The sequence below is a fragment of the Streptomyces dysideae genome, from assembly GCF_001514305.1.
Taxonomy (GTDB): Bacteria; Actinomycetota; Actinomycetes; order Streptomycetales; family Streptomycetaceae; genus Streptomyces; species Streptomyces dysideae.
On the sequence record NZ_KQ949075.1, the window covers coordinates 332,384 to 344,521 of the forward strand.

The 12,138-nt window shown below is 71.5% G+C and carries 14 protein-coding genes; 10 read left to right on the forward strand and 4 right to left on the reverse strand.

What is annotated here, in order from left to right:
* Positions 1 to 381 precede the first annotated feature (381 nt).
* From ybaK to AQJ91_RS01475, 4 genes are all read right to left on the reverse strand, one after another.
* Complete coding sequence (gene ybaK / locus AQJ91_RS01460; protein ID WP_067014970.1) at positions 382 to 885, reverse strand: Cys-tRNA(Pro) deacylase; 504 nt, start codon at positions 883 to 885, stop codon at positions 382 to 384.
* Between the two features lie 27 nt (positions 886 to 912).
* Positions 913 to 1,653, reverse strand: coding sequence for an LON peptidase substrate-binding domain-containing protein (locus AQJ91_RS01465; RefSeq protein WP_067014973.1), 741 nt, complete (start codon positions 1,651 to 1,653; stop codon positions 913 to 915).
* An 11-nt stretch (positions 1,654 to 1,664) separates the two neighbouring features.
* A complete protein-coding gene (locus AQJ91_RS01470; protein WP_067014975.1) occupies positions 1,665 to 2,693 on the reverse strand; it encodes a hypothetical protein in 1,029 nt (342 codons plus the stop codon).
* A 132-nt stretch (positions 2,694 to 2,825) separates the two neighbouring features.
* Positions 2,826 to 4,403: an oxidoreductase gene (locus tag AQJ91_RS01475; protein WP_067014977.1), complete on the reverse strand. Its 1,578-nt coding sequence runs from the start codon at positions 4,401 to 4,403 to the stop codon at positions 2,826 to 2,828.
* 171 nt (positions 4,404 to 4,574) lie between these two features.
* Between AQJ91_RS01475 and hisD the strand changes: the two genes are divergently transcribed.
* The 10 genes from hisD to AQJ91_RS01520 form a co-directional block, all read left to right on the forward strand.
* On the forward strand, positions 4,575 to 5,900 hold the full coding sequence (gene hisD, locus AQJ91_RS01480; protein ID WP_067014978.1) for a histidinol dehydrogenase: 1,326 nt from the start codon (positions 4,575 to 4,577) through the stop codon (positions 5,898 to 5,900).
* Entirely contained in the window at positions 5,897 to 7,036 is a 1,140-nt protein-coding gene (locus AQJ91_RS01485; protein WP_067014981.1) for a histidinol-phosphate transaminase, read from the forward strand. Before hisD ends, AQJ91_RS01485 begins: the two co-directional genes overlap by 4 nt.
* Positions 7,033 to 7,626, forward strand: coding sequence for an imidazoleglycerol-phosphate dehydratase HisB (gene hisB / locus AQJ91_RS01490; RefSeq protein WP_067014983.1), 594 nt, complete (start codon positions 7,033 to 7,035; stop codon positions 7,624 to 7,626). The genes AQJ91_RS01485 and hisB overlap by 4 nt, the downstream gene beginning before the upstream one ends.
* Positions 7,623 to 7,787 (forward strand): hypothetical protein, encoded by a 165-nt coding sequence (locus AQJ91_RS54285; protein WP_199847820.1) that lies wholly within the window; start codon positions 7,623 to 7,625, stop codon positions 7,785 to 7,787. Before hisB ends, AQJ91_RS54285 begins: the two co-directional genes overlap by 4 nt.
* Positions 7,778 to 8,428 (forward strand): imidazole glycerol phosphate synthase subunit HisH, encoded by a 651-nt coding sequence (gene hisH, locus AQJ91_RS01495; RefSeq protein ID WP_067014987.1) that lies wholly within the window; start codon positions 7,778 to 7,780, stop codon positions 8,426 to 8,428. Before AQJ91_RS54285 ends, hisH begins: the two co-directional genes overlap by 10 nt.
* A 4-nt stretch (positions 8,429 to 8,432) precedes the next feature.
* Positions 8,433 to 9,158, forward strand: coding sequence for a bifunctional 1-(5-phosphoribosyl)-5-((5-phosphoribosylamino)methylideneamino)imidazole-4-carboxamide isomerase/phosphoribosylanthranilate isomerase PriA (gene priA, locus AQJ91_RS01500; protein ID WP_067014994.1), 726 nt, complete (start codon positions 8,433 to 8,435; stop codon positions 9,156 to 9,158).
* Positions 9,155 to 9,562, forward strand: a complete 408-nt coding sequence (locus AQJ91_RS01505; RefSeq protein ID WP_067014996.1) for a RidA family protein — start codon at positions 9,155 to 9,157, stop codon at positions 9,560 to 9,562. Before priA ends, AQJ91_RS01505 begins: the two co-directional genes overlap by 4 nt.
* Positions 9,559 to 10,314 carry an imidazole glycerol phosphate synthase subunit HisF gene (hisF, locus tag AQJ91_RS01510; RefSeq protein ID WP_067014998.1) on the forward strand — a complete coding sequence of 252 codons (756 nt, stop codon included), beginning with the start codon at positions 9,559 to 9,561 and terminating at the stop codon, positions 10,312 to 10,314. Before AQJ91_RS01505 ends, hisF begins: the two co-directional genes overlap by 4 nt.
* Before the next feature lie 116 nt (positions 10,315 to 10,430).
* Entirely contained in the window at positions 10,431 to 11,018 is a 588-nt protein-coding gene (locus AQJ91_RS01515; protein ID WP_067015000.1) for an ArsR/SmtB family transcription factor, read from the forward strand.
* Positions 11,019 to 11,028: 10 nt separating this feature from the next.
* Positions 11,029 to 12,138 (forward strand): MFS transporter (locus AQJ91_RS01520; RefSeq protein WP_067015009.1); only part of this gene is annotated, 1,110 nt, incomplete at its 3' end.

Here is a 12,138-nt window from a genome sequence, read left to right on the forward strand (position 1 = left end):
CGCCTGTGGCTGGGCGGGCTGTGGGCGGGGGCCGCTCTGGCGGCGCGAGTGTCTCTGGCTGGGTGGTTGTGGGTGAGGGCCGCCCGAACGGCGGGAGAGCCCGCAGTTGGGTGGTTGTGGGTGGCGGACGCCTCGGCGGCGCGACAGTCCGCAGTTTGAACGGCTGTGGGTGGGGCCGCCCCGGCGGCACGGCTGCCCGCAGGTTGACGCGGCTGCGGGTGGGGTGCCGTCGCGGCGGCGGTACGTCCGCGCTGGGCGGACGGGATCAGGCCGGGCGGCTTCCGTGGTTTGAGCGGCCCTTCTTGGTGCGCCACTTGCGTTTCCGTGTTTTCTTCGACATGTCCCTTTTCCTTAACCGAGGAAGGGACCCGCGTCGAGGGGTCACGCACGCCCGATGGGTGCCAGCACCGCTTCTGTCAGCTTGGCGAGATCGTCCGGGGAGAGTTCGACCTCCAGGCCGCGGCGGCCCGCCGAGACGCAGATCGTGGTGTGTGCGGAGGCCGACGCGTCCAGGACCGTGGGGAGCTTCTTGCGCTGGCCCAGCGGGGAGATACCGCCCCGGACATAGCCCGTGGTGCGTTCCGCCAGGGCCGGGTCCGCCATCGCCGCGCGCTTGCCGCCCACCGCCGAGGCCAGGGCCTTGAGGTCCAGGGAGCCCGCCACCGGGACCACGGCCACCGTCAGGTTCCCGTCGACGTCCGCCACCAGCGTCTTGAAGACCCGGTCCGGCGAGACACCCATCGCCTCGGCCGCCTCCTCGCCGTACGAGGGGTGGGCGGGATCGTGGTCGTAGGCGTGCACCGTGTACGTCGCGCCCGCCGCCGTGAGCGCCACCGTCGCCGGTGTGCCGCCTGCCTGCTGCTGCTTCTTCGACTTCTTCGCCATGTCCGGCTGTTCCCCAAGCGTCGTACGTCAGTTGAGACTCGTCGGGCCGCGCGTCAGGTCGGACGCGGGCAGCGACGGCAGGTTACGGATGATCGCCGTCTCCGCGCGAAGGAGTTTCAGCTCGTCGCGCAGCCGGGACGCGGTGTCCGGGCACTGCAGCAGACGCTGTTTGGTGGGGGTGTCCAGCATCATCGCCGCCGCCACCAGGTAGGAGACGACCGAGGGCTGGTCGGGGAGTTCGGCCGCTGTCGACAGGGAGCGCTCACGGGCGCCGGCCAGGCGTTTCTGGTACTGGCGGAAGGCCCGCAGCACCCCTTCCGCCAGCGCCCCCGCCTCCTCGCCCGGCTCCTCCGGCAGCTCCTCCAGCTCCGCGGTCAGAAACGAGCCCGAGTCGTCCACGGACAGCAGACGAACACGTGTCGTCCCCGTCGCCAGTACCTCGAACGTGCCGTCGGAGCGCTCCCGGATCGTCGCCGCGTCAGCGATGCAGCCGACCCCGTTGAACGCCTTGAGCGGCTCGGGGCCGAAGCCCGCCGCGGGCCCGAGCTGGGGCAGGGCCGTCGGGTCCGGCATGCCGGGTGCGCTCGGGGCCACCTCGTGGCCGTCGCGGATCGCCACGACGGCGAACCGGCGTGGTTCGTCCTCGGGTGTCTTGAGCAGTTCGCGCATCATGGCGCGGTAGCGCTCCTCGAAGATATTCAGTGGGAGCACTAGCCCCGGGAACAGCACCGAGTTCAGGGGGAAGAGCGGAAGCCGGACGGTGGTCACGGCGCAGAAGCCTAGTGGTCGCCGGAGTGGGCGCGTCCGGCGCGCTCACTCCGTGGATACGGCGGCGGATACGGCGGCGTCTGCGCGGGCGCCGACCGGACGTCGGCGCGCACCTTCAGGAAGAGGCTCAGCGGGTCGTCCGACCCCCGGTCCCAGGGGAAGGAGGTGACGTACGGGCCGATCAGCCGCAGCTGGGCGAGGGCCTCGTCGCGGCGTCCGAGCCGCACCAGGACGTACAGCAGCAGGTTCCGGATCCCGGCCGGCCAGGGGTCGGCCGCCGGGAACCGCGCGGAGAGCGCGATGGCCCGGTCCGCCGCCGCGTCCAGCCGCTGCCTCGGTATGTCGGGCCCGCAGCCGTCGGTGAGATAGCCGAAGGCCGCCCGTGCCGGCAGCGCCTGGACGAGGGAGCCGGCCGGGGCGTCCTGCGCGGCCCGCTCGGCGAAGTCGAGGCACTCGTGGTGGGAGCCGTGCCAGCAGGTCGCCAGATACCGCTTGGCCGCCACATGGCAGCCGTAGTGGTGCGGGTCGCGGCGGACCGCCGCCTCCCACAGCTCCTCGACGTACTTGTGCCCGGCGTTCGCGCCGCGCGCGTGGTCCAGCGCGATCCGCCACGGCACCGGGTCGCGGTCGTGGCCGCGTGCCGCCGCCGTGATCAAGGGGCTCACATCGCGCAGCAGCTCCGCCCGCGCCGGGGACCGCCAGGCCCGGTCCAGCGCGAGCTGGGCGGTGACCAGCAGGGCGTCCGGGTCGTGCGGGGCGGCCGCGCACCACGCGTCCAGCCACTCGGCGCGCGCGCCCGCGAAGGCCGCCAGCCGTCTCGCGTACCGGTCGCGGTGCTCCCACTCGGCGTTCTCCCGGGTCACGGCGAGCAGCTGGGCCGCGGGCCCGTACTCGCCGCGCGCGGCCGCGACCAGCGCCGGTCCGAGCCGGTCGTCGGGCGCGTCGAGCAGCACCTCGTCGTCGGCGGGCAGCCCGGAGGCCGGGCGCGACGCGACGCGGGGCATCCGGACGGGCCGGATGAACAGAGGCAGCAGAGCCATAGTCACCCTTATGCGCCTAAACCGGCGCCGCGCTCGCGGACCGGGTTCTCGCCGTTGTGGTTGCGCAATTGATGGTTGCGGTGTGATGACCACTGACGAGCGGCGATGGTTGTGCGCCGTCCGGGTGACAGGTCAGTTCCTGCGCAGCAACCGCGTCGCCCCCGCCGCCACCGTCGTCGCCAGGATCCAGCCCAGCAGGATCATCGCCGCCGCCAGCCACTTCCAGCCGCCGCTGAGGTGCCAGAACTCGGCCTGCCCCAGGTCTATGACCGGCAGCAGCAGATCGAGGGCGAACAGGGCCGGGCTCCACTCCGGATGCTCACGGCCCTTGAGCGGCGACGGGTCGATGGACGCGAAGGCCACCGAACTCACCGCCCACAGCACCGCCATCCACACGGCGGCCCGGCCCGGCCGGTAACCATAGGCCACCGTCCAGTCCTGCACGTACCCCCACAGCTTCGCCGCGGGCGGCAGGGTCTCGCGGCGGCGGCGCTGCTTGGCGAGGAGCACCTCGCGCGCGTCCTCGTCCTCGCCGCCGGCCCGCAGCACGGCGGCCAGCCGCTCGTACGGCTCCGGGTTGTACTCGGCGGTCGCCGCCGCTACCCAGTCCAGCCGCTGGTCCAGCGGGAACGGGCCGCGCGGCACGAGGTTCTCGTAGCTGAAGCCGCCCATGTGCAGCCGGCCCGGGCCCGGCCAGGCGTCCGCCCGGTCCATCAGGTTGACGATCCGCGCCCCCGACAGCACGACCCCGCCCCGCTCCGGCCGCTCCCCGAGGAAACGGAGCTCGGGGGTCTGGATGCGGCGCATCGACAGCTCCTGCTCGTCGGTGAAGACGAACCGGGCCCGCTCCAGGTCGACCGCGTCCCCGAACCGCCCGTCGTCCAGCCGGACCCCGCCCTGGCACTCGAACCGCTGGATCCGCGTCCCGCGCGCGGGCGTCCTGCCGCTCAGCAGCGGACTGCCGACGCCCGCCGGGGTCAGGTACAGCGAGCGCCCGACGGTCAGCTGCGGGGCGTTCAGCGCGAGCCGCGTGTACGGGTTGACCAGCCGGGCGCCGCGCAGGCTCAGCGACACGCCGATCTTGGCGCTGCGCAGGCTCAGCTCGCCGTGCGACTCCAGCATCTCGGCCTGGAGGTCCTGGCCGACGGTGATGCCGTCCCCGGCGACCGAACGGCCGCTGCGGTCCCGGTAGACGACCGCCTGGTTGAGCAGCAGATCCGTACCGATCTGGGCGTCGGTCAGCCGGAGGCCGTTGTGGAAGCGGCAGCGCGGCAGATGCAGGTCGCCCTCGGTGTGCACCCGGGCCGCCTCGAGCCGCGGCACCGAGCAGTCCACCAGCCGTACGGTCGTGAAGTGGGCCTCCGGCAGCCGGACCTCCTGGTCGAAGCGGCAGCCGTTCATCTCGACGTACGGCACCACGGTGCCGCCCGCGAGGTCCAGCGTGCCGCTGATCCGCATGCCCACCAGCTTCAGCGACGAGACGCGGCCGGCGAGGGCGGGCGGGCCGTCCAGCAGCAGCCAGCAGACGATACGCGCGCGTACCGTCCGCTCGGGCCCCCAGGGATGCCCGCCGTGCGGATCGTCGATGACGGTGTCCCCGCTGCTCAGGTCGTACACACTGCCGTTGCGGAAGGCCTGCCACATCCCCATCTCGGCGGCGGTCAGCTCGTCCGGCGGGTCTCCTTCATGGATGCCGGCCCCCTCGGTCACGTTTCTTCCATCCCCCTCAACTACTCATGGGTTTCGCACAACCGTTCATGCCCGCTGAGTGACGCCATGAACGCTAGACGTGAAGAAGATCTTCCGGGTTCAGCTGGGGTTCTGTATCAGCCATTGATACGCGCGGACAGCGCTCATTTCGGGTCTGAGAGAATTACCCCTGTGATCTCCCGAATCGATCTGCGCGGCGACGCCCTCCCCGAGGGCCCCGCCCTGCGCGACCTGCTGCCCCGAGCCGACTTCGACGTTCAGGCCGCCCTGGAGAAGGTGCGTCCGATCTGCGAGGCCGTGCATCATCGGGGCGACGCGGCGCTGATCGACTTCGCCGAGAAGTTCGACGGTGTCCGGCTGGAATCGGTACGGGTCCCGGCGCAGGCGATCGCGGACGCGCTGGAGCAGCTCGACCCGGCCGTGCGCGCGGCCCTGGAGGAGTCCATCCGGCGCGCCCGGCTCGTCCACCGCGAGCAGCGCCGTACGACGCACACCACGCAGGTCGTGCCCGGCGGCTCGGTCACCGAGAAGTGGGTGCCGGTCGACCGCGTCGGCCTGTACGCGCCCGGCGGCCGCTCGGTCTACCCGTCCTCCGTGGTCATGAACGTCGTGCCCGCGCAGGAGGCCGGCGTCGAGTCGATCGCCCTCGCCTCGCCCGCCCAGGCCGAGTTCGGTGGTCTGCCGCACCCCACGATCCTCGCCGCGTGCGCGCTGCTCGGCGTCGACGAGGTGTACGCGGCCGGCGGCGCCACGGCCGTCGCGATGTTCGCGTACGGCACCGAGTCCTGCCCGCCCGCCAACATGGTCACCGGCCCGGGCAACATCTGGGTCGCCGCCGCCAAGCGCTACTTCACCGGCAAGATCGGCATCGACGCCGAGGCCGGCCCGACCGAGATCGCGGTCCTCGCGGACGAGACCGCCGACCCGGCGCACGTCGCCGCCGACCTGATCAGCCAGGCCGAGCACGACCCGCTGGCCGCCGCCGTCCTGGTCACCGACTCCGTCGAGCTGGCGGACGCGGTGGCGAAGGAGCTGGAGCCGCAGGTCGAGGCCAGCAAGCACATCGAGGACCGGATCGTCCCGGCTCTCAGGGGCAAGCAGTCCGCGATCGTCCTCGTCGACGGCGTCGAGGAGGGGCTGCGGGTGGTCGATGCGTACGGCGCGGAGCACCTGGAGATCCAGACGGCCGACGCCGCCGCGGTGGCCGACCGGGTCCGCAATGCCGGCGCGATCTTCATCGGCCCCTGGGCGCCGGTCTCGCTCGGTGACTACGCGGCCGGGTCCAACCACGTCCTGCCCACCGGCGGCTGCGCCTGCCACTCCTCCGGCCTGTCCGTGCAGTCCTTCCTGCGCGGCATCCACATCGTCGACTACACGAAGGACGCGCTGGCCGAGGTCGCGCATCACGTGGTGACGCTGGCGGAGGCGGAGGATCTGCCGGCCCACGGGGCGGCGATCAAGGCAAGGTTCGGGTGGAAGGTGCCTGAGAGCAAGTGAACTTCGGAATCGACGATCTCCCCGTACGGGACGAGCTGCGCGGCAAGTCCCCCTACGGCGCGCCCCAACTGGACGTCCCCGTACGGCTGAACACCAACGAGAACCCGTACCCGCTGCCCGAGCCGCTGGTCGAGCGGATCACCGAGCGGGTCCGTGAGGCGGCCCGGAACCTCAACCGCTACCCGGACCGGGACGCGGTCGAGCTGCGCACCCAGCTCGCCAAGTACCTGACCGACACGGCCGGTCACGAGGTCGGCCTCGCGAACGTCTGGGCCGCCAACGGCTCCAACGAGGTCATCCAGCAGCTGCTGCAGACCTTCGGCGGGCCCGGCCGTACCGCGATCGGCTTCGAGCCGTCGTACTCGATGCACGCCCTCATCGCGCGCGGCACCGGCACGGGCTGGATCTCCGGCCCGCGCAACGACGACTTCACGATCGACCTCGCGGCGGCGGAGAAGGCCATCGTCGAGAACCGGCCGGACGTCGTCTTCGTCACCACCCCCAACAACCCCACGGGCAACGCCGTCCCACCCGAGACGGTCCTCGCCCTCTACGAGGCCGCGCAGGCGGCGAAGCCGTCGCTGGTCGTGGTCGACGAGGCGTACATCGAGTTCAGCCACGGCGACTCGCTGCTGCCGCTGATCGAAGGTCGGCCGAATCTCGTCGTCTCGCGGACGATGTCGAAGGCCTTCGGCGCGGCGGGCCTGCGCCTCGGCTACTTCGCCGCGCACCCGGCCGTCGTCGACGCCGTCCAGCTCGTACGGCTGCCGTACCACCTGTCGGCGATCACCCAGGCGACCGCGCTGGCCGCCCTGGAGCACACCGACACGCTGCTGGGGTACGTCGAGCAGCTGAAGGCCGAGCGGGACCGGCTGGTCACCGAGCTGCGGGCGATCGGCTACGAGGTGACCGAGTCCGACGCCAACTTCGTGCAGTTCGGCAGGTTCGAGGACGCGCACACCACCTGGCAGCAGATCCTCGACCGGGGCGTCCTGGTCCGCGACAACGGCGTACCGGGGTGGCTGCGGGTCACCGCCGGAACCCCCGAAGAGAACGACGCGTTCCTCGACGCGGTACGTGAACTACTGAGCTTTGTGGGGGACACCCCCACACTCCCGAAGGAGCAGAGCGCATGAACCGCGTAGGACGCGTGGAGCGGGTCACGAAGGAGACGTCGGTCCTCGTCGAGATCAACCTCGACGGCACCGGCAAGGTCGATGTGTCGACCGGCGTCGGCTTCTACGACCACATGCTCGACCAGCTCGGCCGGCACGGTCTGTTCGACCTCACCGTGAAGACCGAGGGCGACCTGCACATCGACTCCCACCACACCATCGAGGACACCGCCCTCGCGCTCGGCGCCGCCTTCAAGCAGGCGCTCGGCGACAAGGTGGGGATCTACCGCTTCGGCAACTGCACGGTCCCGCTGGACGAGTCCCTCGCCCGGGTGACCGTCGACCTGTCCGGCCGCCCCTACCTCGTGCACACCGAGCCCGAGAAGATGGCGCCGATGATCGGCGAGTACGACACCACGATGACCCGGCACATCCTGGAGTCGTTCGTCGCCCAGGCCCAGATCGCGCTGCACGTGCACGTGCCGTACGGTCGCAATGCGCACCACATCGTGGAGTGCCAGTTCAAGGCGCTGGCCCGGGCCCTGCGGTACGCGTCCGAGCGCGACCCGCGCGCCGCCGGCATCCTCCCCTCCACGAAGGGCGCGCTGTGAACGGGCTGTCGACCGTCCTGATCGTCGTCGGCCTCTTCCTGGTCGGCGGCATCATCTCCTTCGTCAAGCAGCAGATGCCGAAGGGCCTCATCGTGCTGCTCTCGATCGCCGCCGCGATGTGCCTCGTCGCGGGCGTACTGCGGCTGGAGGTGTGGAGTTGAGCACCGCATCCAAGAAGGTCGTCGTCTTCGACTACGGCTTCGGCAACATCCGCTCCGCCGAGCGTGCCCTCGCGCGCGCCGGAGCCGACGTCGAGATAACGCGTGACTTCGACAAGGCCATGGACGCGGACGGGCTGCTGGTGCCCGGCGTCGGCGCCTTCGCCGCCTGCATGCAGGGCCTGAAGGAAGCGCGCGGTGACTGGATCATCGACCGGCGGCTGTCCGGCGGGCGCCCCGTCATGGGCATCTGCGTCGGCATGCAGATCCTCTTCGCGCGCGGCATCGAGCACGGCGTCGAGAGCGAGGGCCTCGGCGAGTGGCCGGGCTCGGTCGAGCCGTTGCAGGCCGACATCGTGCCCCACATGGGCTGGAACACCGTCGAGGCACCGGCCGGCAGCGAGCTGTTCGCCGGCCTGGACGCGGACGCGCGCTTCTACTTCGTGCACTCCTACGCCGTCCACGACTGGACCCTGGAGACCACGAACCCGACGATGACGGCCCCCCTGGTCACCTGGTCGACGCACGGCAAGCCCTTCGTGGCCGCCGTCGAGAACGGTGCCCTGTGGGCCACGCAGTTCCACCCCGAGAAGTCCGGCGACGCCGGAGCCCAGCTCCTCACCAACTGGATCGGAACCCTGTAGAGACATGGCCAAGCTCGAACTCCTCCCCGCCGTAGACGTCCGTGACGGCCAGGCCGTCCGCCTCGTGCACGGCGAGTCCGGCACGGAGACGTCGTACGGCTCTCCCCTCGAGGCCGCCCTCGCCTGGCAGCGTTCCGGCGCCGAGTGGCTGCACCTGGTCGACCTGGACGCCGCGTTCGGCACCGGCGACAACCGTGAGCTGATCGCCGAGGTCGCGGGGGCGATGGACATCAAGGTGGAGCTGTCCGGCGGCATCCGGGACGACGCGTCGCTGGCCGCCGCCCTCGCCACCGGCTGCACCCGGGTGAACCTCGGCACGGCCGCCCTGGAGACCCCGGAGTGGGTCGCCAAGGTCATCGCCGAGCACGGCGACAAGATCGCGGTCGGTCTCGACGTACGCGGCACGACCCTGCGCGGCCGCGGCTGGACCCGCGACGGCGGCGACCTGTACGAGACGCTGGAGCGCCTCAACAGCGAGGGCTGCGCGCGGTACGTGGTGACCGACATCGCCAAGGACGGCACGCTGCAGGGTCCTAACCTGGAGCTGCTGCGCAATGTGTGCGCGGCGACCGACCGTCCGGTGGTGGCCTCCGGCGGCGTGTCCTCTCTCGACGACCTGCGGGCCATCGCGGAGCTGGTCCCGCTCGGTGTCGAAGGCTCCATCGTCGGGAAGGCCCTGTACGCGAAGGCGTTCACCCTGGAAGAGGCCCTGGAGGCTGTGTCGTCATGACGTCGTCCGAAGCCGTGCGGCGCGTGCAGAGCGGAAGTCCCTGGGAAGAGTCCTTCGGCTTCGCACGTGCCGTCGCGGCGGGGGACCGCGTCCTGGTGGCGGGTACGACGTCCTTCAAGGGCAGTGTGCTGTACGGCGAGGGCGACCCCTACGAGCAGGCCAGGACGGCCTTCGCCGCCGCCCTGGACGCGATCGGTGAGTTCGGGCTCGGCGTCGAGTCCGTGATCCGTACGAGGATGTACCTGACCCACGCGCGCGACGTGGACGACGTCGCCCGCGCCCACAAGGAGCTCTTCGACGCGGTGCGCCCGGTCTCGACCCTGCTGGTCGTGGAGGGTTTCGTCGACCCGCGCATCCTGGTCGAAGTCGAGATAGAAGCATTCAGAGGAGCCGTGGATTCATGACCCTGGCGGTCCGAGTCATCCCCTGCCTGGACGTGGACAACGGCCGGGTCGTCAAGGGTGTCAACTTCCAGAACCTGCGCGACGCGGGCGACCCCGTCGAGATGGCCAAGGTGTACGACGCCGAGGGCGCCGACGAGCTGACGTTCCTGGACATCACCGCGTCGTCGGGCAACCGTGAGACGACGTACGACGTGGTGCGCCGCACGGCAGAGCAGGTGTTCATCCCGCTGACGGTCGGCGGCGGCGTCCGTACGGCCGAGGATGTCGACAAGCTGCTGCGCGCGGGTGCGGACAAGGTGGGCGTGAACACGGCGGCCATCGCGCGTCCCGAGCTGATCCGGGAGATCGCCGAGCGGTTCGGCCGGCAGGTGCTGGTGCTGTCGGTGGACGCGCGCCGTATGCCGTCCGGCTCCTTCGAGGTGACGACGCACGGAGGCCGCACGGGCACCGGCATCGACGCGGTCGAGTGGGCGCACCGGGCGGCCGAGCTGGGCGCGGGCGAGATCCTGCTCAACTCGATGGACGCGGACGGCACGAAGGACGGCTACGACCTGGAGCTGATCGCGGCGGTACGCATGCACGTCACCGTCCCCGTCATCGCCTCCGGCGGCGCCGGCAAGCTGACCGACTTCCCGCCGGCCATCAGGGCGGGCGCGGACGCGGTGCTGGCGGCGTCCGTGTTCCACTTCGGCGATCTGCGGATCGGTGAGGTGAAGGAGACGTTGCGGGGGGCCGGGCACCCCGTGAGGTGACGCCGTTGTCGTGAGCCCCGGCCACCGGGTGGCCGGGGCTTCTTCATGGGCAGATGCGAAAGAGAAATTGCGCAAAACATGTTGCGCAATTTTTCTTTCGTATCTACGGTTGGGGCATGGCAAGCCAGGAGAACCACCGGATCTCGGACATGGGCACGCTGAAGGCGATGGCCCACCCGCTGCGCCTGCGTCTGTACCGGGCGTTGTACATCGCCCGCACCGCGACCGCGTCACAGCTCGCCGAGCAGGTCGACGAGGCCGTCTCGCTGGTCAGCTACCACCTGCGGAAGCTGGCCGAGCACGGGCTCATCGAGGAGGCCGAACAGCAGAGCGCGGACGGGCGCGAACGCTGGTGGCGGCCCGCTTCGGAGGGCCTCACCATTCGCCACGAGGACATCAAGGACGCGCCGGAGAAGCTCGCCGCGCAGGGGGCGCTGAGCCGCACGCTCGTGGAACAGCGGGCCGCGTTCTACCGGCGCTACCTCGACGAGTCCGAGTCCTGGAGCGACGAGTGGCGCTCGGCAAGCCTGGAATCCGAGTACCTCCCGCGCCTGACCGCCGCGGAACTCGCTGAACTCCAGGACGAGTTGGACACCCTGATCAAGAAGTACCAGGCCAGGGGGAGGACCGCCGAAGAAGCGGGCGACAGCCAGGGTCGCGAGAACGTCGCCATCCACGTGTACGGATTCCCGTTCCGCGCCTGAGAGGACACCCGTGACCGCCCTCATCGCCCCGGCCGAGGCCACCGACAGACCCGCTCACCGCGACCCCAACGTCCTGCGCTGGCTCGCCGCCTACACCTCCTCGATGGTCGGCGACAGCGTCTACTACCTCGCTCTGTCCTGGGCGGCCGTCCAGGCCGGAACGCCCACGCAGGCCGGCCTGGTGATGACGGTGAGCGCCGTGCCGCGGGCGCTGCTGATGCTGGGCGGGGGAGTGATCGCCGACCGGTTCGGACCCCGCAGGGTGGTCATCGGCAGTGACGTCGTGCGCTGCGCGGCCGTCCTCTCCGTGGCCGTACTGGTCTTCGTCACCGACCCCGGGCTGTGGCCGCTCGCCGTGCTCGCCGTGGTCTTCGGCACCGTCGACGCCGTGTTCATGCCCGCCGTGGGAGCCCTCCCCGCGCGCGTGACGTCCCGCGGCCAGCTCGCGCGCGTGCAGGGCATGCGGGGCCTCGGGATGCGGTTCGCGAGCGTCGTCGGCGGCCCGCTCGGCGGCCTCGGAGTAGCGCTGGGCGGCGCGGCGGCGGCGTTCGGGCTGGCCGCCCTGCTGATCGCGGTGTCCGTGCCGCTACTGGTCTCCGTACGGATGCGGGACCTGCCCGCCGACGACAAGGCGACGGCCGCCGGCGGCACCGCCTGGCGCGATCTGGTGGCCGGCCTGCGCTACATCCGCCGCCACCGCGTCCTCGCCCCGCTGATGATCGCCATCACCCTCGGCGACCTCGGCTTCGTCGGCCCGCTCAACGTCGGACTGGCCCTGCTGGCCGACGAGCGTGGCTGGGGCGCCGCCGGGATGGGCTGGGTACTCGCCGGGTTCGGCACCGGAGCGGGGGCCGCCTCCCTGCTGCTGACCGTACGGGGGCGGCTGCCGTACGCCGGGCACGTCGCCGCGTACACGATCCTGGCGGGCTCGGTCGCGATCGGCGCCCTCGCCTACGCACCCGGCGTCGCCGTGGCCGTCGGCACAGCCCTGCTCGTCGGGCTGCTCGCCGGCCTCAGCGGCGCCCTGTGCGCGGCTCTGCTGCAGACCCAGTCCGACCCCGCCTACCTGGGCCGTGTCACCGCCCTCGCGAGCCTGGCCGGCCTCGGCCTGGCGCCGCTC

What these genes read in the sequence shown, in the direction of transcription:
- ybaK (WP_067014970.1), bottom strand. Translation starts at nt 885, where the DNA reads ATGGCGAAGAAGTCGAAGAAGCAGCAGCAGGCAGGCGGCACACCGGCG.
- AQJ91_RS01470 (WP_067014975.1), bottom strand. Translation starts at nt 2,693, where the DNA reads ATGGCTCTGCTGCCTCTGTTCATCCGGCCCGTCCGGATGCCCCGCGTC.
- hisB (WP_067014983.1), top strand. Translation starts at nt 7,033, where the DNA reads ATGAACCGCGTAGGACGCGTGGAGCGGGTCACGAAGGAGACGTCGGTC.
- priA (WP_067014994.1), top strand. Translation starts at nt 8,433, where the DNA reads ATGGCCAAGCTCGAACTCCTCCCCGCCGTAGACGTCCGTGACGGCCAG.
- AQJ91_RS01505 (WP_067014996.1), top strand. Translation starts at nt 9,155, where the DNA reads ATGACGTCGTCCGAAGCCGTGCGGCGCGTGCAGAGCGGAAGTCCCTGG.
- hisF (WP_067014998.1), top strand. Translation starts at nt 9,559, where the DNA reads ATGACCCTGGCGGTCCGAGTCATCCCCTGCCTGGACGTGGACAACGGC.
- AQJ91_RS01515 (WP_067015000.1), top strand. Translation starts at nt 10,431, where the DNA reads ATGGCAAGCCAGGAGAACCACCGGATCTCGGACATGGGCACGCTGAAG.